18 protein-coding genes are annotated in these 19,983 nt (G+C 71.0%); 10 read left to right on the top strand and 8 right to left on the bottom strand.

Annotated features, from left to right (window positions below; translation table 11 throughout):
* Nucleotides 1–53: 53 nt before the first annotated feature.
* Both MKK53_RS25145 and MKK53_RS25140 read right to left on the bottom strand, forming a co-directional pair.
* Nucleotides 54–1,142 carry a two-component system sensor histidine kinase NtrB gene (locus tag MKK53_RS25145; RefSeq protein WP_243931767.1) on the bottom strand — a complete coding sequence of 363 codons (1,089 nt, stop codon included), beginning with the start codon at nucleotides 1,140–1,142 and terminating at the stop codon, nucleotides 54–56.
* A 114-nt stretch (nucleotides 1,143–1,256) separates the two neighbouring features.
* Complete coding sequence (locus tag MKK53_RS25140; protein ID WP_243931765.1) at nucleotides 1,257–1,889, bottom strand: helix-turn-helix transcriptional regulator; 633 nt, start codon at nucleotides 1,887–1,889, stop codon at nucleotides 1,257–1,259.
* Between the two features lie 239 nt (nucleotides 1,890–2,128).
* On the opposite strand from MKK53_RS25140, the gene MKK53_RS25135 reads away from it, so the two are divergent.
* Nucleotides 2,129–2,479, top strand: coding sequence for a DUF952 domain-containing protein (locus MKK53_RS25135; RefSeq protein WP_243931763.1), 351 nt, complete (start codon nucleotides 2,129–2,131; stop codon nucleotides 2,477–2,479).
* A complete protein-coding gene (locus tag MKK53_RS25130) occupies nucleotides 2,476–3,549 on the top strand; it encodes a quinone-dependent dihydroorotate dehydrogenase (protein WP_243931761.1) in 1,074 nt (357 codons plus the stop codon). The genes MKK53_RS25135 and MKK53_RS25130 overlap by 4 nt, the downstream gene beginning before the upstream one ends.
* An 18-nt stretch (nucleotides 3,550–3,567) precedes the next feature.
* Here MKK53_RS25130 and MKK53_RS25125 read toward each other — a convergent pair whose 3' ends face one another.
* A complete protein-coding gene (locus tag MKK53_RS25125; protein WP_243931759.1) occupies nucleotides 3,568–4,461 on the bottom strand; it encodes an HpcH/HpaI aldolase/citrate lyase family protein in 894 nt (297 codons plus the stop codon).
* Between the two features lie 255 nt (nucleotides 4,462–4,716).
* Here MKK53_RS25125 and MKK53_RS25120 point away from each other — a divergent pair, with 255 nt between their 5' ends.
* Entirely contained in the window at nucleotides 4,717–5,034 is a 318-nt protein-coding gene (locus MKK53_RS25120) for a hypothetical protein (protein ID WP_243931757.1), read from the top strand.
* A gap of 7 nt (nucleotides 5,035–5,041) precedes the next feature.
* Here MKK53_RS25120 and MKK53_RS25115 read toward each other — a convergent pair whose 3' ends face one another.
* Entirely contained in the window at nucleotides 5,042–6,355 is a 1,314-nt protein-coding gene (locus tag MKK53_RS25115) for an MATE family efflux transporter (RefSeq protein ID WP_243931893.1), read from the bottom strand.
* A gap of 109 nt (nucleotides 6,356–6,464) precedes the next feature.
* On the bottom strand, nucleotides 6,465–6,806 hold the full coding sequence (locus MKK53_RS25110; protein WP_243931755.1) for a DUF6460 domain-containing protein: 342 nt from the start codon (nucleotides 6,804–6,806) through the stop codon (nucleotides 6,465–6,467).
* A gap of 197 nt (nucleotides 6,807–7,003) precedes the next feature.
* Between MKK53_RS25110 and MKK53_RS25105 the strand changes: the two genes are divergently transcribed.
* The 4 genes from MKK53_RS25105 (at nucleotide 7,004) to MKK53_RS25090 (ending at nucleotide 12,885) form a co-directional block, all read left to right on the top strand.
* Nucleotides 7,004–7,960, top strand: a complete 957-nt coding sequence (locus MKK53_RS25105; protein WP_243931753.1) for an alpha/beta hydrolase — start codon at nucleotides 7,004–7,006, stop codon at nucleotides 7,958–7,960.
* Nucleotides 7,957–10,605, top strand: coding sequence for a ligase-associated DNA damage response DEXH box helicase (locus MKK53_RS25100; RefSeq protein ID WP_243931891.1), 2,649 nt, complete (start codon nucleotides 7,957–7,959; stop codon nucleotides 10,603–10,605). Before MKK53_RS25105 ends, MKK53_RS25100 begins: the two co-directional genes overlap by 4 nt.
* 53 nt (nucleotides 10,606–10,658) lie before the next feature.
* Nucleotides 10,659–11,372 (top strand): ligase-associated DNA damage response endonuclease PdeM, encoded by a 714-nt coding sequence (gene pdeM / locus MKK53_RS25095; RefSeq protein ID WP_243931751.1) that lies wholly within the window; start codon nucleotides 10,659–10,661, stop codon nucleotides 11,370–11,372.
* Between the two features lie 295 nt (nucleotides 11,373–11,667).
* Nucleotides 11,668–12,885 (top strand): EAL domain-containing protein, encoded by a 1,218-nt coding sequence (locus tag MKK53_RS25090; RefSeq protein ID WP_243931749.1) that lies wholly within the window; start codon nucleotides 11,668–11,670, stop codon nucleotides 12,883–12,885.
* A 58-nt stretch (nucleotides 12,886–12,943) separates the two neighbouring features.
* On the opposite strand, the gene MKK53_RS25085 is transcribed toward MKK53_RS25090, so the two are convergent.
* Nucleotides 12,944–13,903 carry a magnesium transporter CorA family protein gene (locus MKK53_RS25085; protein WP_243931747.1) on the bottom strand — a complete coding sequence of 320 codons (960 nt, stop codon included), beginning with the start codon at nucleotides 13,901–13,903 and terminating at the stop codon, nucleotides 12,944–12,946.
* A 300-nt stretch (nucleotides 13,904–14,203) separates the two neighbouring features.
* On the opposite strand from MKK53_RS25085, the gene groES reads away from it, so the two are divergent.
* Together groES and groL are read left to right on the top strand one after the other, a co-directional pair.
* Nucleotides 14,204–14,494 (top strand): co-chaperone GroES, encoded by a 291-nt coding sequence (groES, locus tag MKK53_RS25080; RefSeq protein ID WP_243931745.1) that lies wholly within the window; start codon nucleotides 14,204–14,206, stop codon nucleotides 14,492–14,494.
* An 84-nt stretch (nucleotides 14,495–14,578) separates the two neighbouring features.
* Complete coding sequence (gene groL, locus MKK53_RS25075) at nucleotides 14,579–16,222, top strand: chaperonin GroEL (RefSeq protein WP_243931743.1); 1,644 nt, start codon at nucleotides 14,579–14,581, stop codon at nucleotides 16,220–16,222.
* A gap of 203 nt (nucleotides 16,223–16,425) precedes the next feature.
* Here groL and MKK53_RS25070 read toward each other — a convergent pair whose 3' ends face one another.
* Entirely contained in the window at nucleotides 16,426–17,745 is a 1,320-nt protein-coding gene (locus MKK53_RS25070) for an HlyC/CorC family transporter (RefSeq protein WP_243931741.1), read from the bottom strand.
* A gap of 113 nt (nucleotides 17,746–17,858) precedes the next feature.
* Complete coding sequence (locus MKK53_RS25065; RefSeq protein WP_243931739.1) at nucleotides 17,859–19,403, bottom strand: hypothetical protein; 1,545 nt, start codon at nucleotides 19,401–19,403, stop codon at nucleotides 17,859–17,861.
* Between the two features lie 176 nt (nucleotides 19,404–19,579).
* On the opposite strand from MKK53_RS25065, the gene MKK53_RS25060 reads away from it, so the two are divergent.
* Nucleotides 19,580–19,978, top strand: coding sequence for a DUF3775 domain-containing protein (locus MKK53_RS25060; RefSeq protein WP_243931737.1), 399 nt, complete (start codon nucleotides 19,580–19,582; stop codon nucleotides 19,976–19,978).
* Nucleotides 19,979–19,983 lie beyond the last annotated feature (5 nt).

Below are 19,983 nucleotides of genomic sequence, written 5' to 3'. Positions count from 1 at the left end.
TGGGCGCGGATTTTAGTCCGTCACCCGCCACATCGACATTTTGTCGAACGGGATCAGTGCAGCACGCGCTCGCTCGCGGCCGGGAAGACGAGGCGGACGCGGGTGCCGGCCCCCGGCTCGCTGTCGAGGCTGATCGTGCTGTTCTGCCGCTTCATCAGCCCGTGCACGATGGCGAGGCCCGCCCCGCGGCCCGCCTCCCGGCTGGTCTGGAACGGCGCCAGGGCCCGGGTCAGCATCTCCGGCGACATGCCCTCGCCGGTATCGCCCACCACGATGCCCACCGCCCCGGCGGCGGGGTTCTGCAGGGTCCGGTCGCCGGGTTCGATGCGGAAGGTGGAGAGGGTCAGCATGCCCCCGTCCGGCATCGCCTCGCAGGCGTTGGCCACGAGGTGCCGGAGCGCGAACTCGATCTGCGTCGGGTTGGTGATCGCCTTGGGAAGGCCCGGCGTCGTCACGATCGTCATCCTGACCCCCGGCGGCAGGTCGCTGCCGAGGCGTCCGCCCAGGTCCTCGAGCAGGGCATCGAGATCGACCGGCCGGACATCCGGGGCGATGCGGCGGGAAAAGGCGAGCAATTGCCGCGTCAGGATCGCGGCGCGCTCGGTGGCGTCGGCCGAACGCGAGATCGCCCGCTGGATGAACGGCTCCTGCCGGTCGCCCAGGCGCCGCTTCAGCCCGTCGATGTAGCCGATGAGGATCTGCAGGAAATTGTTGAACTCGTGGGCGACGCTGTTGGTGAGCAGGCCGAGCGCCTCGCGCTGGCGGGAGAGGGCCAGCGCCGCCTCGGCCTCGTGCCGGGCCGTCACGTCGAGGATCTGCCCGATCCGCCGCCCGCCGCCGGGCAGCGGGACGAGGGTCAGGTTCGCCCAGAAGGTGGCGCCGTCGGCCCGCTGCGCCAGGAATTCCTGGGGTCCGTCCCGGGACGGGTCCGCGCCGGGGCCGCCGGGGAAGGCGAGGATGTCGAGGCCCCGGCCCTTCAGCGCGGCGCCGTCGTGGCCGGTCAGGCCTTCCAGGGCCGGGCTGGTCCAGAGGATGGTCCCGCCCTCGGCGAGGACGAGGCTCGGCAGAGGCAGGGCGGCCAGCACCTCGCGGACGGCATCGGGCAGGGGGCTCGCGTCGGGATCCGTGTCAGCCTGCGCCATCCCCGCCTTCGCAAAATGCCGTCAACGTCGGGCCGGTCGGCCGCGACCACCGAGGGGCCGTCCGCGCCAAGATTGCGCGCCGGCCGCCGATTTCGAGCCCCCGGCGGTGGCGGGCTACTGGCGGACCCACATGACGCGGGCCATCCAGGCGATCTCCCCGACGTTCAGCACCCGGTCCTCGTGCTCCGGGTTGAGGGAGGCGAGCTCCACCGTCCGGGCCGTGCGGCGGCGCAGCTCCTTCGCCAGCACCTCGCCGCCGTGCAGCCGGGTGACGACCCGGTCCCCCTTGCGGACGCTGGCGGTGGGCGAAACGATCAGCACGTCGCCGTCCCGGAACAGGGGCATCATCGAATCGCCCTGCACCTCCAGGGCGAAGGCCCGCTCCTCGCCGAGATCGGGGAACTCGATCTCCTCCCAGCCCGGCCCGCCGGTCGGCATGCCGTCGTCGGTGAAGACCCGGCCGGACCCGGCCTGGGTGAGGCCGATCAGCGGCACCATGGTCCTGGCCGGGACGGCCCTGGCCTCGATCAGGCGGAGGAACTCGTCCAGGCTCGCCCCGGTGGCGGCCAGGACCTTCGAGATCGATTCGGTCGAGGGCCAGCGCCTGCGCCCGTCGGCCCCGATGCGTTTGGAGCGGTTGAAGCTGGTGGCATCCAGCCCCGCCCGCCGGGCGAGGCCGGAGGCGGAGTACCCGTGCCGCTCGGCCAACCGGTCGATGGCGTTCCAGATCTGTTCGTGAGACAGCATGCGACCCGCCGAGTCTGATCTGACTGGTCCGGCGACCCCGGCCACGATGAAGGCGGCCCGGACGCGATCCGTTAGCCGGCTTAGCTGAGACGCACAGCCTAGTTCTAGGAAACTAGAACTATGATACGGGAAATGCAATCGAGACCGGCGGCATTGGTTCCGGGAGACTGGCAACTTTCGCCACGCCGGTTGCCGCACAACGGTGCGCCCTCTATCCGAGCGAGTTCGGGGACATAGCCATGCCGCTCATCTACAAGATCTGTCCGCGCCAGCTCTGGCGGGAGGCGCAGGAGGCGGGCCGTTTCGCGGGGGCTCCGGTCGATCTCGCGGACGGGTTCATCCATTTCTCCACGGCCACGCAGGTCGCGGAGACCGCCGCCCGCCATTTCGCCGGACAGCGTGACCTTCTGCTGGTGGCCGTGGAGGCCGATCGGCTCGGGCCGGCGCTCCGGTACGAGCCCTCGCGGGGCGGGGACCTGTTCCCCCACCTGTACGGCGACCTGCCGCTTTCGGCCGTGGTCGATGTCGCGGACATGCCCCTCGGCCCGGCCGGCCGCCACAGCCTTCCGAACGGATTCGTCCCGCAATGATCGGTGCGGCTTTCCCCCTGGTGCGCCCCCTGCTGCACCGGCTCGATGCCGAGCGTGCGCACGACCTGACGATCCGCGCCCTCGCGGCGCTGCCCGGCGGCGCGCCCCCGGCGGAGGAGCCCAGCCTCGCGGTGGAGGTGATGGGACGGCGCTTCCCGAACCCGGTCGGGCTCGCGGCCGGGTTCGACAAGGGCGCGCGGGTGCCCGACGCCCTGCTCGGCCTCGGCTTCGGTTTCGTGGAGGTCGGCGGGGTCGTGCCCCGGTCGCAGCCCGGCAACCCGAAGCCGCGGGTGTTCCGGCTCCCCGCCGACCGGGCGGTGATCAACCGCTTCGGCCTCAACAGCGAGGGGCTCGACGTCGTGGCCGCCCGCCTGCGGGCGCGCGCCGGCCGCCCGGGGCTCGTCGGCGTCAACATCGGAGCCAACAAGGACTCGGTCGACCGGCTGGCGGACTACGTCGCCTGCACCGCGGCGCTCGTGCCGCACGTCGCCTTCGTGACCGTCAACGTCTCCTCGCCCAACACGCCCGGCCTGCGCGACCTGCAGGGGGAGGCCTTCCTCGACGAGCTCCTGGCGCGGGTCGTCGCGGCCCGCGACGAGGCGGGTGGCGGGGCGGCGATCCTGCTCAAGATCGCCCCGGACATGGCGCTGGACGCCCTGGACGCCGTCTGCGCCACGGCCAAGCGGCGGGGCGTGCAGGCCCTCGTGGTCTCGAACACCACGGTGGACCGGCCGGCGAGCCTGCGGGAGACGGCGCTTGCCCGCGAGACCGGCGGCCTCTCCGGCCGGCCGCTGTTCGAGCCGGCGACACGGATGCTGGCCCAGGCATGGCTGCGGGTCGGCGATGCGATGCCGCTGGTGGGGGTCGGCGGGGTCGATTCGGCCGAGGCCGCCTGGGCGAAGATCCGCGCCGGGGCGAGCCTCGTGCAGCTCTACTCGGCCCTCGTCTACGAAGGGCCGGGCCTGGTCGGGCGGATCAAGGGCGGCCTTGCGGAGCGCGTCCGCGCCGCGGGCGGCACCACCCTGACCGCCTTCGTCGGCCGCGACGCGCGGGCGCTGGCCGAGGGGTGAGCCCGGCGGCCCGCCCCCTCAGAAGCCCTTGGCCCGGATCGCGTCCGCCCAGGTCACGGCCCGGCGGTTCATGGCGAGGTGCTGGCGCTCGTAGAGGCGGCCTTCGAGCTTGATGACGCCGCGCTTGGCGTATTCCGGCCTCTCGAAGGCGTCGAGCACCATCTTGGCCCGGCGCACCTCCTCCTCGGTGGGGGCGAAGGAGGTGTTGGCCGGCTCCAGCTGGCTCGGGTGGATCAGGGTCTTGCCGTCGAAGCCGAGGTCGCGGGCCTGCAGGCACTCGGTGCGGCAGCCGTCGACGTCGGAGATGTCGTTGAACACGCCGTCGAGGATGGTCAGGCCCTCGGAGCGGGCGGCGGCCAGGGCCGTCATCATCCAGGGCAGCATCGGCGCCCGGCCCGGCACGATCTTGGCCCAGCTGTCCTTCGCGAGGTCGTTCGTGCCGAGGACGAAGCAGGCCAGCCGGTTGCGCGGGTCGCGCTTCGCCTTGGCGATGTCGTGGATGTTCAGGATCGAGGCGGGGGTCTCGATCATCGCCCAGATGCGGATCCCCTCCGGTGCATCGAGCGATTCGAGCCTGTCGGCGATGCTCTCCAGCACGGCGGGCGAGGAGACCTTCGGCATCAGGATGGCGTCGGGCTTCGCCTCTATGGCGGCGTGGAGGTCCGCCTCGCCCCAGGGGGTTTGCGGGGCGTTGACGCGGATGATCAGCTCGCGCTCGCCGTAGCCCCCGTTCTTGACCGCCGCACAGACCTGCTCCCGGGCGGTCTCCTTCTCGTCGGGACCGACGGCATCCTCCAGATCGAGGATGATGCAGTCGCAGGGCAGGGACTTCGCCTTGTCGAGGGCCCGCTGGTTGGAGCCGGGCATGTAGAGCACGCTGCGGCGAAGGCGGAGATCGGTCAGCGTAGCCATCGGCTTGGTCCTTCCCTCGCGGCGCTCCGGCCGCTCGTTGTGCTGGCCGCCATCTTCGCGCGGGCGGATCGCGCCTGCGGGTGATCGCGTTGCAGCGCACACTAAACCAGGGACGGGCGCACGCCATCGGCGATTTACATCCGGATTGAGAACAGCGGTGGTTTGACACCCTCACCGATCCGGGCGACGGCCGTGCTTTCGTCACCGTCGCGGGATTCAAGCCGCGGCGAACGCTTGGAAATTGTGGACCTTTCGATGAGACGGACTTTCGCGGTGCTCGCCCTCGCGGGCGCCTTCGCCCTGCCGCAGGCGGCGGTGGCCCAGAGCCGGACGACCCTCGGGGTGGGCTCCGGCGCGGTCGCCGGGGCGCTGGTGGGCGGCCCGATCGGCGCCGTCGCCGGGGCGGTGATCGGCGGGGTGATCGGCAGCTCCACCGAGCGTGGCGGACGCCGCCATGTCCGGCGCCGCCGCCGCGTCGCCGCCATCCGGCGCGCGCCGCAGCGCCGGGCCGAGGCCGTGATCCCGCGCCCGGCCCCGGTGGCGTCGGCCACGGCCTGGAAGGACCCGCACTGAGGGCGCGTCAGCGGGTAGCGAAGGTCCGGCGGGCGAGCCCCGGATAGGCGATGGCCTGCCCGAGCCCCCGCGCGGCGAGGAACACCACGAAGGCGACCCACAGCCCGGCATTCCCGAGGCCGAGGGTCTGCACCACGGCCAGGGCCACGCCGAAGGCCGCCAGGGCGAGCAGCATCAGGTTGCGCATCGCCCGCGTCCAGGTCGCACCGACATAGATACCGTCGTAGGCGAAGGCCGCCGCCGCCGCGACGGGGGCCAGGGCGGCCAGGGGCAGGTAGGCCCGGGCCGCCTCGCGTACCGGGCCGTTGGTCGTCACGAAGTCGATGAAGGCCGCGCCGCCGGTGAGGGCCGCGAGCCCCACCGCCAGCCCGAACCCCAGGCACCAGCGCAGGCTGAGGGACGCGGCGGCGCGGAACCCCCGCGCGTCCCGGGCGCCCACCGATTGCCCGCACAGGGTCTCCGCGGCGGTGGCGAAGCCGTCGAGGAAGAACCCTCCGATCAGGAAGAGATTCCACAGCACCGCGTTGGCGGCGAGGATCACGTCCCCCTGCCGTGCGCCCAGGGCGGAGAACAGCACGATGGCGGCGATGATCGCCAGCGTCCGCAGGATCACGTCGGCGTTGACGCTCAGCGTCCGGCGCAGGGCGGCGGCGTCGCGGATCTCGGAGAGCGGCACCCGGAACGGGCGCGACCCGAGGCGCGCCACCACGAACAGGCCGAGCGCCAGCCCCGCCGCCTCCGCGCCCAGCGCCGAGAGCGCCGCCCCGGCGATGCCGAGGTCGGCGCCGAGCACGAGGGACAGGGTGAGGGCGATGTTGATGAGGTTGATCGCCACCTGCAGCACGAGGCCGAGATCCGTGCGGCCCCGCCCGAGCACCGATCCGAGCACGGCATAGTTCGCCAGGGCGAAGGGGGCGGAGAGGATGCGGATGGAAAAGTAGCTCGCCAGCGCGGCGATCACCGCCGGGCTCGCGCCACTCAGGGCGAAGGCCGCCTGCCCGATGGGCCATTGCAACAGCACGATGGCGAGCCCGGCGGTGACGCCGGCCGCCAGTGCGCGGGCGAGGCTCCGGTCGACCTCGGCGGTGTTCCCTGCCCCGACGGCCTGCGCCGTCAGCCCCGCCGTCGCCATGCGCAGGGAGCCGAAGGACCAGAACAGCGCGTCGAAGATGACCGCGCCCAGGGAGATCGCCCCGAGGAGCGCCGCATCCCCGAGGCGGCCGACCACCGCGGCGCCGACGAAGCCGAGCAACGGCGTGGTGACGTTGGCGACCGTCATCGGCAGCGCGAGCGTGAGCACGCGGCGATGGCCGGTGGGCATCGGGGTCGAGGGGATCACGGCGGGATTCCGTGCGCGCGTCGGAAGCCCAGACGTCCCGCCGGTCCTGCGGCGGCGTCCGTGCGCTGGCGCACGGGACGCCGCCTCGTCCTCAGCGGGAGACGGCGAACAGCCTCGCGATCAGCCAGAGCGGCACGACGACGATGGCGCCCGCGATGACCCAGGCGGTCAGATCGTGCAGCTGCGTGGTCGCGAAGCGGATGAGGTCCTGGGCCGAATCGACCACCCGCCAGAACAGCAGGCCCGGCGTGACGCCGAGCATCGACATGAAGGCGCCGACGAGGACGGAGAGGAACAGCAGCCGCAGGAAGACGCCCACGGGCGATCCCCCGAGGAACCGGCGCAGGGTCGAAGGCCGGGCCGCCTGGGAGGCGGCGTAGGCGGTGTCACCGGGTTGGGCGCCGGCATGGCGTCGGTCGTGGTCGAGAAGCATCGTCTCTCTCGCTCTGGCGCCTTTCCATCGTCCGGGAAGCGGGCATAACCGTGGCCGGCACACCACACTGACCCGAAGCCGGTGACATCCGCGCCAGTGGCGGATTCCACCCTCGCGCCCCAAATGGCAAGCATGGCGAGTCGCGCCAAGATGCCGGATGTGCGGCCCCTGTGCTGCCGGCCGACCGAGACGAGAGAATGATCGACCACGCCCTGTTCGACCCGGCGACGATCGATCCCGAGACCCAGCGTCTCAATGCCGAGATCGTCGCCGCGCATGCCGCCCAGGAGGATCCCTGGACGATGCCGATCGCGGAGGTGCGCGCCCGCCGCCGGGCCGGCACCCAGGCCTCCCCGGCCATGCCGCGCAGCGCCCGGGCCGAATGGCTGACCATCGACGGGCCGGGCGGCCCCCTTCGCCTGCGCTGCATCCGCCCGAAGCCGGGCGTGAAGCTGCGCGGCGCCTATCTCCACATCCACCGGGGCGGCTGGATCTGGGGATCGGCCGACGAGCAGGATCCCTGGCTGGAGCGGATCGCCGACACCTGCGGCTTCGTCACGCTCTCGGTGGAGTACCGCCTCGCCCCCGAGCACCCCTACCCCGCCGCCCTCCTCGATTGCGAGGCGGCGGCCCTGTGGCTCGTCCGGGAGGGCCGCCGGGAGTTCGGCGTGAACGCCCTCACCATCGGCGGCGAATCGGTGGGCGCGCATTTGTCGGCGATGGTGCTGCTGCGCCTGCGCGACAAGCACGGCCTCGGCCGGGCCTTCCGCGGCGCCAACCTCAACGGCGGCTTCTTCGACCTCGGCCTGACGCCCTCCGTCCGCAACTGGGGCGCCGAACGCCTCGTGGTGAACACCGAGGATCTGACGCGCTTCGCCGACGGCTACGTGCGCGAGGGCATCGACCGGCGCCGGCCCGACGTCTCACCCATCTACGCCGACCTCAAGGGTCTTCCGCCGGCCCTGTTCACCGTCGGCACCTGCGATCCGCTGCTGGACGACACGCTCTACATGTCGGCCCGCTGGGCGGCGGCGGGCAACGGCGGCCATACGGCGATCTATGCCGGCGGCTGCCACGTCTTCGTGCGCCACCCCGGCGCCATGAGCGAGCGCGCCCTGGAGCTGATCGACCGTTTCCTCATGGCCCTCGCCTGAGCCGGCCGGCGGACGGCCTCCCGCCCGCCTTCCAGGCGTGGTTCGCATCCCGCGGCTGGGCCCCCCGCAGCCATCAGCTCGACCTCGTGCGTCTCGTCCGCGCCGGGCGCTCGGCCCTCCTCGTGGCGCCCACCGGGGCCGGCAAGACCCTGGCCGGCTTCCTGCCGAGCCTCGTCTCCCTCAGCGAGCGGGACGGGTCGCGGTCGAAGAAGCCGGCGCTGCACACCCTCTACGTGTCGCCGCTGAAGGCGCTGGCCGTCGACATCGCCCGCAACCTCGACGCGCCCATCGCGGGCATGGACCTCCCCATCCGGGTCGAGACCCGCACGGGCGACACCCCCTCCCACAAGCGCACCCGCCAGGTCAGCCGTCCGCCGGACATCCTGCTGACGACCCCGGAGCAACTCTCCCTGCTGATCGCCCACCGGGAGGCGACGGAGCTGTTCTCCGGCTTGAAGTGCGTGATCCTCGATGAGCTGCACGCCCTCGTCACCTCGAAGCGGGGCGACCTCCTCTCCCTGGCGATGGCGCGGCTGCACACGCTGAGCCCCGGCCTCGTCTCGATCGGCCTCTCCGCCACGGTGCGCGAGCCGGACGAGTTGCGGCGCTATCTCGTGCCGCAGACAGCGCCGCGTGTCCCGCCCCCCTCTACGGGGGGGGATGAGGGGAGCGCGGTCTCCGACGAGGTCGCGACGGGTGCCTTGTCCGCCGATGGCGCGGTCCCCTCTCCCGATCCCCGTCCGGGGCCACCCTCCCCCGCAGAGGGGGGAGGGAATGCCTCGGCTCTGGCCGACCTCGTGGTGGTGGCCGGCGGCGCCAGGGCGGACCTGCGGATGCTCGACCTCGGCCGTCCGCTGCCGATCTCCGGCCACACCGCGTGGCACTCGATGGAGGCGATCTACGACCTCATCAAGGAGCACCGGACGACCCTCGTCTTCGTCAACACGCGGCTCCAGGCGGAATACACGTTCCAGGAGCTGTGGCGCCTCAACGAGGACACCCTGCCCATCGCCATCCACCACGGCTCCCTCGATGCCGCGCAGCGGCGGCGGGTGGAGGCGGCGATGGCGGCGGGCGGCCTGCGGGCCATCGTCTGCACCGCGACCCTCGACCTCGGCATCGATTGGGGCGACGTCGATCTCGTCGTCAACGTCGGCGCGCCGAAGGGGGCGAGCCGGATCATGCAGCGGATCGGCCGGGCCAACCACCGGATGGACGAGCCGTCGAAGGCGTATCTCGTCCCCGGCAACCGGTTCGAGATGCTGGAATGCCAGGCGGCGCTGGATGCCGTCGAGGAGGCCGCCCAGGACACCCCGGACGCCCGCCTCGGCGCCCTCGACGTCCTCGCCCAGCACGTCCTCGGCATGGCCTGCGCCGACGCCTTCGAGGCCGGCGCCCTCTATGACGAGATCGTCTCGGCGTCGCCCTACGCGGCACTCACCTGGGAGCAGTTCGAGCAGGTGGTGGACTACGTGGCGACCGGCGGCTACGCGCTGCGGGCCTACGAGAAGTTCGCCAAGATCCTGCGCGGGCCGGACGGGCTGTGGCGGGTGCGCGATGCCCGCACCGCGCAGCAATACCGCATGAATGTCGGCACCATCGTGGAGGCGGCCCGGGTCAAGGTCCGCCTCGGCCGGTCCCTGCGCGGCAAGCCGGGCACCGTGCTGCCGAAGACCGGGCGGGTGCTGGGCGAGATCGAGGACGAGTTCGCCGACACCCTGACGCCCGGCGACACCTTCCTGTTCGCGGGCGAGACCCTGCGCTTCGAGGGGCTTGCCGAGGACGAGGCCCTCGTCACCCGTGCGCCGCCGGGCACCGACCCGGCGATCCCCTCCTATGCCGGTTCGAAGTTCCCCCTCTCGACCTTCCTCGCGGCCCGGGTCCGGGCGATCATCGCCGACCCCTTCACGTGGGACCGGTTGCCGAAACCCATCGGCGAATACCTGCTCCAGCAACGCCGCCGCTCGGTTCTGCCCGGCGAGCGCGACCTGCTGGTGGAGACCTTCCCCCGGGGCAAGCGGCACTACCTCACCACCTTCCCCTTCGAGGGCCGCTTGGCCCACCAGACCCTCGGGATGCTCTTGACCCGGCGCCTGGAGCGGGCGGGGCTGCGGCCCCTCGGCTTCGCGGCCAACGATTACGGCATCGCCATCTGGACCACCCGCGACGTCTCGGAGCGGGCGGCCATCGACCCCGACTTCATGGCCGAGCTGTTCGGGGAGGACATGCTGGGCGACGACCTCGAGGCGTGGCTCGACGAATCGGCGATGATGAAGCGCACCTTCCGGCAATGCGCCGTGATCGCCGGACTGATCGAGCGCCACCACCCCGGCCAGAAGAAGACCGGGCGACAGGTCACCATCTCCACCGACCTGATCTTCGACGTGCTGCGCAAGCACGAGCCCGGCCACCTGCTGTTGGCCGCCGCTCGGCAGGATGCGGCAACCGGACTCCTCGACGTCCGCCGCCTCGGCGTGATGCTAGAGCGCATCCAGGGGCGAATCATCCATCGCGCCCTCGACCGGGTGTCGCCGCTGTCGGTCTCCGTGATGCTGGAGATCGGCCGCGAACGGGTCTACGGCGAAGGCGCGGACGAGATCCTGGCCGAGGCGGAGGCGGAGCTTCTTCAGGAAGCCCTGGCTTGAGCCGAGGCCCGCGCGACGGTTCGCCCTCCCCCGACGCTGTAGAGGATGCCCTGGTGGCGGCCGGACTCCGACTCGAGAAGACCCACAAACACCCGACGATCACCGTGGCGGGCGAGGTGCTGACCCTCGACCTCTGCGGCGGCGTGTGGCTGGAAGCCCACCGCACGCTGATCGTCTCCGACCTGCACCTCGAGAAGGGCTCGTCCTTCGCCGCCCGGTCGGGCCAGTTCCTGCCGCCCTACGACACCCGCGAGACCCTCGCCTGCCTGCACGAGGCCATCGCCCGGCACGACCCGGCCTGCGTCGTGGCGCTCGGCGATTCCTTCCACGATGCCCGCGGGCCGGAGCGGATGGAGCCGGGCGACCGGGCGATGGTGGCCGCCCTCCAGGAAGGGCGCGACTGGGTCTGGATCGCCGGCAACCACGACGCGGCGGTGCAGGAGGGCGTCGGCGGGCGCTACGCGGACACGCTGACGCTGGGCGGCCTCGTCCTGCGCCACGAGCCCGGCCCGGACCCGGCCCCGGGGGAGATCGCCGGCCACCTCCACCCCTGCGGGAAGGTGGCGATGCGCGGCCGCGCCGTGCGCCGCCGCTGCTTCGTCACCGACGGGAGCCGCCTGATCATGCCGGCGCTTGGCGCCTTCGCCGGCGGCCTCAACGTCCGCGACAAGGCCTTCGATGCCGCCTTTCCGAAGGGCTTCACCGCCTACCTCCTCGGCGACGGCCGGGTCTTCGCGATCGGCCGGGCGCAGTTGGCCCGCGACTAGGCCTTTCGCCCATTCCCCCCGCTTCGGCTCTCGCATGGGGATGTCGTCGCCGGAGGGACGGTGGTCCCCGCGTCGGCATCCGCGTGCGCGCGGGTGCAGGAGGCGGCGATCCTTCGCTGAGAAAGTATTCAATATCCAAGTGGTGGCAGGCTAAAATATCGCCACACCGCAAGAAAACTGTATGAAATTACACCTTGATCGATAGTTTATCGACCCTCGTTGGGTTTGACAGCGTGTTTAGCTAAGCCGTATTGTGTCGAGAAATTGACATGACGACTTTGGGTCTGCGGCCGACGTGAGCGCGCTTCCGGCATTTCTCGACACGGTCACGGGGGTGAGCGCGGAGCAGATCCAGGGTATCCTGAGTGCCGCCCGGCGCTACCTCGCCATGGATGTCGGCTTCATCTCCGAATTCACCCAGGGCGACCGGATCTACCGCTTCACCGACTCGGGCGGCGGCGGGAGCCCCGTGAAGGTCGGCGCCTCGGACCCGCTGGAGGTCACCCTCTGCCATCAGGTCGCGCAGGGCTTCATCCCCGGCCTCCTCGCCGACACCCGGGAGAACGCGCGCGCGGTCGAGCTGTCCTCCGCCTACAGCTTTCCGGTCGGCGCCCTGCTCAGCGTGCCGCTGCGGCATCCCGATGGCACCCCGTTCGGATCGCTCTGCTGCTTCAGCTACGAGCCGCGCCATAGCCTGAACGAGCAGCACCTGAGCGTGCTGAACATGTGCGCCGACGTCGTCTGCGTCGTGCTGGAACAGGAGCGGCGCGCGGCGGCCGAACTCGTCGCGCGCCGGACCCGCATCCGCCGCGTCATCGAGGACGACGCCATCGAGATGGTCTTCCAGCCCCTCTACCGGGTGGAGGACGGTTGGCTGACGGGCTTCGAAGCCCTCGCCCGCTTCCCCCAGGACCCCACCCGGCGGGTCGATTCCTGGTTCACCGAGGCGGCGGAGGTCGGCCTGGGCCTCGATCTGGAGTTCCTGGCGGTCCGGAAGGCCCTCGACGCGCTCCCGGCGCTGAACGAGGCGCTGAAGCTCACGATCAACCTGTCGCCGGGGGCGATCGTGAGCCCGCGGTTCGGCCCGGCCCTCGCCGACGTCCCGGTCAACCGCATCGTCGTGGAGATGACGGAGCACGCGGTGGTCGACTGCTACGACACGCTCCGGCAGGCGCTGGCGCCCTACCGCGAACGGGGCTTGCGCCTCGCCATCGACGATGTGGGCGCGGGCCACTCGACCTTCCGGCACATCCTCGACCTGAGCCCGGAGCTGATCAAGCTCGACCGGACCCTGATCCATAACCTCCACCGCGACACCGCCCGCCGCGCCCTCGCGGAGGCCCTGACCATGTACGGGCGGCGCATCGGCTGCGAGGTCGTGGCCGAGGGGGTGGAGGTGGAGGAGGAGCTGGCGGTGATCCGCACGCTGGGCATGACCCGCGTCCAGGGTTACCTCCTGGGTCGCCCGATGCCCCTCGCGCAGGCCCTCGAACTGCCCCCGGTCCGGGGCTGAGCCGCGGGAAACGCGCCGCCGCGCCCGCGGGGACGGGCGGCTGCGGCCGGGGCGCGGTTCAGAACCAGCCCTTGATCCTGAAATACACGATCGGCATCAGGGCGCTGAGGACGATCAGCCCGAGGGCGTAGGGGTAGCCGTAGGTCCATTCGAGTTCCGGCATGTGCTTGAAGTTCATGCCGTACATCGACGCGATCAGCGTTGGGGGCACGCCCACCACCGAGACGACGGTGAGGACCCGGAAGACGTTGTTCTGTTCGATGTTGATGAGGCCGAGCGCCGCATCGAGCAGGAACTGAACGTTCTCCGCAAGACGCGTCTCGAACTCGTCGAGGGACTCGATGTCCCGGCGGATCGTCTCGAAGCGCCCGTCATCGGTGAGTTGCAGCCCGTCGCAGGCGCTCGCGACGAAGGGGACGATGCGCTCCAGGCCGAGGAGACTGGCGCGGACCTTCCCCAGAACCTTCCCCCGGCGGCTGATCGCCCGCAGGATCCGGCGCAGGGCGAGGTCCCGGCGGCGGGGCGGCGGCTGCTCCATCCGCTTCGCCGAGGGGCCGCGCACATCGAAGTCGAAGATGCGGCTGGAGACGGAGTCGAGGTCGGCGGCCATCTCCTCCAGGGCGTCCGCGAGGCTGTCCACCAGCTCTTCCAGCAGGACGATGAAGGTCTCGGCGGGGTCCCCACCCCCCTCCTCCGAGATCCGCTGCGCCGCCGAGGTGAAGGCGCGCAGGTCGTGGAAGCGGATGGTGACGAGGTGATCCTTCGTCAGCAGGAAGCCGAGGGGCTTCAGCTGGGAATCCGCCTGCTCGAAGGTGATCATCGGCGTCGAGAGCGACAGGCCGCCCTTCAGCCGGCGCAGGCGGCTCGATGTCTCGACCTCCGAAAGCGCCTGCCGCGTCGGGATGCGCAGTCCCGTGGTCGCCTCGACCTGCGCCACCTCCTCGGCCGACGGATCGTACAGGTCGATCCAGACCGGCCCGGAACCCACCGCCGAGCCCGCCCCGTGAAAGTTCAGCATGTCTCGCTGCGATCCTGAAGGGCGACGAACACCGAGCGGCCTAAGGCCGAATCCGGGCGGATTGCAACATCGGGCGGAGGCGGATGCGGCCGTTTCCGACACCCGTCGCCCGCCGGCGCACGGGTGCGGGCCGCGCCCACCGGGTGCGACTATCTTGACTCGGAACCCCGCGATGGCTATCTCGCAATCGCGTTAGCACTCGTCTCAAGAGAGTGCTAACGAAGGTGCTTACCATGGGGTCGAGGCGACCCGCCGGGCCGCATCAACGCCATCTCCAGACCTGAAGCAAGAGGGCAGCTCATGAAGTTCCGTCCGCTGCACGACCGAGTGGTCGTCCGCCGTATCGAGAGCGAAGAGAGGACGAAGGGCGGGATCATCATCCCGGATTCCGCCAAGGAGAAGCCGCAAGAGGGCGAGATCATCGCCGCCGGGCCGGGTGCCCGCGACGAGAACGGCCGGGTGAACCCCCTCGACGTCAAGGCCGGCGACCGCGTGCTGTTCGGCAAGTGGTCCGGCACCGAGGTCAAGATCGACGGCGAAGACCTCCTGATCATGAAGGAGTCGGACATCATGGGCGTGGTCAACATCTGACCCCCATCCGACACACACAGGCTTGAAGCCCCTGTGAGGCCGAACCCGGCCTCGGGGCATCCTCGAACCGAAAGACACTGACACATGGCAGCGAAAGACGTTCGTTTCTCCGCCGACGCCCGCGACAAGATGCTTCGCGGCGTCGATATCCTCGCGGACGCCGTCAAGGTGACGCTCGGCCCCAAGGGCCGCAACGTCGTGATCGAGAAGAGCTTCGGCGCCCCGCGCATCACCAAGGACGGTGTGACGGTCGCCAAGGAGATCGAGCTCGCCGACCGCTTCGAGAACATGGGCGCCCAGATGGTGCGCGAAGTGGCCTCGAAGACCAACGACATCGCCGGTGACGGCACCACCACCGCCACCGTGCTGGCCCAGGCCATCGTCCGCGAGGGCGCCAAGTACGTCGCCGCCGGCATCAACCCGATGGACCTGAAGCGCGGCATCGACCTCGCCACGGCCGCCGCGGTGAAGGACATCATCGCCCGCGCCAAGAAGGTCTCGACCTCCGACGAGATCGCCCAGGTCGGCACGATCTCCGCCAACGGCGACAAGGAGATCGGCGAGATGATCGCCCACGCCATGCAGAAGGTGGGCAACGAGGGCGTGATCACGGTCGAGGAGGCCAAGACGGCCGAGACCGAGCTCGACGTCGTCGAGGGCATGCAGTTCGACCGCGGCTACCTCTCCCCGTACTTCATCACGAACGCGGAGAAGATGGTCGCCGAGCTCGAGGACCCCTACATCCTCATCCACGAGAAGAAGCTCTCGTCGCTCCAGGCCATGCTGCCGGTGCTCGAGGCGGTCGTTCAGACGGGCAAGCCCCTGCTGATCATCGCCGAGGACATCGAGGGCGAGGCCCTGGCCACGCTCGTCGTGAACAAGCTGCGCGGCGGCCTGAAGGTCGCGGCCGTGAAGGCGCCTGGCTTCGGTGATCGCCGCAAGGCGATGCTCGAGGACATCGCGATCCTCACCAAGGGCCAGATGATCGCCGAGGACCTCGGCATCAAGCTCGAGAACGTCTCCCTGCCGATGCTCGGCCGCGCCAAGCGGGTCCGCATCGAGAAGGAGAACACCACGATCATCGACGGCGTCGGCGAGAAGTCCGACATCGAGGGCCGCATCTCGCAGATCAAGGCGCAGATCGAGGAGACCACCTCGGACTACGACCGTGAGAAGCTGCAGGAGCGTCTGGCCAAGCTCGCGGGCGGCGTCGCGGTGATCCGTGTCGGCGGCGCGACCGAGGTCGAGGTCAAGGAGAAGAAGGACCGCGTCGATGACGCCCTCAACGCCACCCGCGCGGCGGTCGAGGAAGGCATCGTCCCCGGCGGCGGCACCGCGCTCCTGCGCGCCAAGAAGGCGGTCGCCGAGCTGAAGTCCGAGATCCCGGACGTCCAGGCCGGCATCAAGATCGTCCTCAAGGCCCTTGAGGCCCCGATCCGCCAGATCGCCCAGAACGCGGGCGTAGAGGGCTCGATCGTGGTCGGCAAGATCACCGACAAGACGGATTCCGAGACCTGGGGCTTCAACGCCCAGACCGAAGAGTACGTCGACATGATCCAGGCCGGCATCGTGGACCCGGCCAAGGTCGTCCGCACCGCCCTTCAGGACGCCGCTTCGGTGGCCGGCCTGCTGGTGACGACGGAGGCCATGGTCGCCGACGCGCCGAAGAAGGATGGCGGCGCCCCCGCCATGCCGGGCGGCGGCGGCATGGGCGGCATGGACTTCTAAGTCCAACGCCACCTGTCGGAACGGGAAGGGGGTCGCCGCGAGGCGGCCCCTTTTCTTTTGGGCGACGCTTCAGACCGATCGCGCACCCGTCATTGCGAGCGAAGCTGAGCAATCCAGGGACGCGCCACGTTCTGAGATGTCCCGCTGTCCTAGATTGCTTCGCTTCGCTCGCAATGACAGAGGGGCAGAACGGCGGTCGGCGTTCACGCCGTGTCGCGATGCTCCAAGGCCAGCGTCGGCGGCTGGACCACCGCTGACAGCGGGGTGATCTTCAAGGTCGTGATCCGGTTCTTCGCCTTCCGCAGCACCTGGAAGCGGAAGCCGTGGAAGTTGAACGCGGTGCCCTGGTCGGGGATCGTCCGCGCCTCGTGGATCACGAGGCCGGCGATGGTGGTGGCTTCGTCGTCCGGCAGGTGCCAGTCCATCGCGCGGTTGAGGTCGCGGATCGGCACGCCGCCATCGACGTTCACCGAGCCGTCCACCTGGAGGCGCACGCCAGAGACGGTCACGTCGTGCTCGTCGGCGATGTCGCCGACGATCTCCTCCAGGATGTCCTCCAGGGTCACGAGGCCCATCACCTCGCCGTACTCGTCCACCACCAGCGCGAAGTGGGTCTTCTTGCCCAGGAACGCCTTGAGCTGGGCCCGCAGGCTCGTCGTGCCCGGCACGAACCACGTCTCCAGCGCCAGCTCCTCCACCTTCAGGCCCGAGGCGTCGCCGCCCGCCGCGTCGAGGGCGCGGAGCAGGTCCTTGGCGTGCAGCACGCCGACGATGTTCTCCGGCGTGCCCCGCCACAGGGGCATCCGCGTGTAGGGCGAGGCCAGGACGGCCCGGACGATCTCCTGCGAGGACATGTCGGCGTCGATGGTCCGCATCTTGGTCCGGTGGACCATCACGTCCGAGACGGTGAGGTCCGACAGGTCGAGCAGGCCGCCGAGCATGTCGCGCTCGGCCCGCTCCACGCCGCCCTCCCGATGGAGCAGGGCCACTTGCCCGCGGATCTCCTCGGCGGCGGTAAGGATCGACTGGTGCTCGCCGATGGTGATGCCGAAGGGTTTCAGCATCAGGCGCACGAGGTGCTCGATGGCCAGGGCCGGCGGACCCATCAGCGCCACGGCGAAGGCCACCGGCCGGGCGATCAGCAGGGCCATCTTGTCGGGGTTGGAGATGGCGAGGGTCTTCGGCAGCACCTCCGCGAAGACGATCACCAGCACCGACATGCCCACCGTGGCGTAGATGACGCCGCTCTTGCCGAACAGGGCGGTGAGCACGCTCGTCGTAAAGGCCGAGGCGCCGATGGCGACGATGTTGTAGCCGATCAGCATCGCGCCGATGAACCGCTCGCGGATCGCCAGGATGCGGTTGACGATCATGGCGCGGGGGTCGCCGCCCTGCTCAAGGGCGTGCATCCGCGCCCGGGAGGCGGCGGTGAAGGCGGTCTCCGCCCCCGCGAAGAAGGCGGAGAGGATGAGCGAGATCAGCACGATGCTCGCGGCGAACAGGAGGTCGGATTGGGTGTCCATCGGGCCGGTCTGACGCGCCGCGGCGGGGCGCTGCGTCAGCCATATAACGCCCCCGCGCCGTCGGCGCATGGCGCGGAGGGCGGATCGCGCGATTTCCTCGGGACAGGACGGGCTTAGGGCGGCGTCGTCCGCCGCGCCGTCCAGGTCGACCAGTAGACCGGGCGACCGTAGACCTGGGAGCCCTCGTAGCCTCCGGCCCCCGGGGCGAGGCGATCGACCCAGGTCAGCAGGCCGGACTTGCCGGCATAGGTCGCGGGCACGTCGAGGTTGCCGTAGGCGTCCGTCATCCAGAAATGCGCGCTGCGGTCGAACCGGCCGGCGCCGTTGCCGCCCGAGCGCAGGCCGAGATAGGCCGTCGAGCGGCCGGCTTCCACCGGGTCGGCATAGAGCGTCAGGGCGCCGATGGCGGCGGGGTCGAGGTCGGCGGTGTATTGCAGGCAGATGTCGGCGACGGGGCCGCCGGGGGCGTTCGCGGGCCGGTAGCAGGTGTAGGATACCGCCCAGCCTTTCGTGCCCTTGGCGCGGGCGACGCGCACGAGGCTGTCGGGCGGCAGCGCTGGGCCGAGGCGGCGCGGGCTCGACCAGACCTTCTCCGCGGCGAGGTCCGTGGCCGTGCGCAGGAACAGGCCGGTGCGCCGCTTCTCGGGCGGCAGGGCACAATCCTCCGGCAGCACGTCGGTGTAGAAGTAGTGGTAGGTGTGATCGACGATGCTGATCGAGCCGGCGAGGCCCCGCGTCTTGGAGGGCGGGGCGGGGCAGGCCGAGGCGACGGGCCTGCCGGTCTCGTCGAGCACCGCCGCGGGCACGGGGGCGGTGCGCCGCCGCCCCTCCCCGGAGACCGGGACCCAGGCGAGGCCGTAGCCGTTCTCGGCGCGGGTGCGGATCTCGAAATGGGCGAAGTCGAGGGTGCGGGCCTCGATCTGGACCCGGCGCAGGGACATGTCGGCCGGGGGGGCGTCCGCCTCGCGCCGACCGCGGCCCCGCCGACGCCGGGGCGTCTCGTCGGCCGTCTCGACATCTGCGCCCACCACCTCCTGGCCGAGGAGGAAGACGTACGAATACTCCTCGCCTGCCCAATCCCGGCCCGAGACCGCGATGGGATCGCGCGGGCCGATGCCCTCCACGGTGGGTTCGGCCGGCGCCTCGCCGCGCCGGCGTTTCGGCTCCCGCCGCTCCGGGAGGGCGCCGCCGAAGCGGATCTCGGAGGGGGGCAGGATCGTGGCCAGCTGCTCGGGGCTGCGGCCCGTATGCAGGGCGCCGCCGTCGCGCATGTCCGTCGCCCGGCGTTCCGGGCAATCCTCACCCCGGCGCGTCTTGGCGAGCGGGCTTTCCCCCTGGAACACCGCCTCGATCGGGCCGGTCGCGCCCGTCCGTGGACGGCGCAGCTGGACGCCGCGGACGAAGGTGCAGGGGGACGGAGCCGCGAGCACGCCCTCGGCTTCGCTCCCGTCCCGGCAGATCTCCAGGGTGCCCCCGGCCGTGAGGAAACAGGTCGGTGCGCTGCCGTCGTAGCTGGGGCGCGCCTGCGCCGGCGCCCCGAGGAGCCACAGGGCCGTGAGGGCGAGCGGTGCGGCACCGAGCCTCAAGGCCCTTCGCGCCGCCTGCGCGGAGGGGTGGGCGATGCGGCTCGCGGGCGGGGCGGAGGCGAAGGTCGTCATGGGCGATCTGCAAGCCCGCGAGGCGGCGCTTCGTTCCGCCCAAGGTTGGCGACCACGCAGTCTGACGCCCGGCCGCTTTGTCGAGCCGGCGCAGCGAACCCCGCGGCGCCTCGGCCGTTGTCGCGGCTTGAGGGGTCGGCGCGGGCCGGCCGTCATGCGTCCAAGAGGAACCGAGTATGGATATCGCCCCCGACACCGTCGCCGACATCGTCATCCGGCTCCGCGCGATCGAGGTGAAAGAAGGGGCGACCGATCCCGATTCCGGCTCGAACCCCATCGATGACGGGGCGACGGACGTCCTCGTCTCGGGCACCGACGATGCCACGGAGTCCGAGGTGCGCAGCATGATCGCCGGCCTCGACGACGATTCCCGTGCCGAGCTCCTGGCCCTCCTCTATGTCGGGCGCGGCGACATGGAGCCCGAGGAGTGGGACGCGGCGGTGAAGTTCGCCCGCGAACGCGAGGCGGTGGGCGAAGGAGCCATGAAGGAACTGCTCGGCTCCCCCGATGCCGGCGACCTTTTGGAAGAGGGGCTCGATGCGATGGGCCTCACCCCGGACCTGCCGCAAGCCTGACGGCC

The organism is Methylobacterium sp. J-076 (assembly GCF_022829405.1).
In the GTDB taxonomy this organism is placed as follows: Bacteria; Pseudomonadota; Alphaproteobacteria; order Rhizobiales; family Beijerinckiaceae; genus Methylobacterium.
The sequence above is the reverse complement of the archived record's forward strand: the minus strand, read 5'-3'. Positions and strand labels throughout refer to the sequence as shown.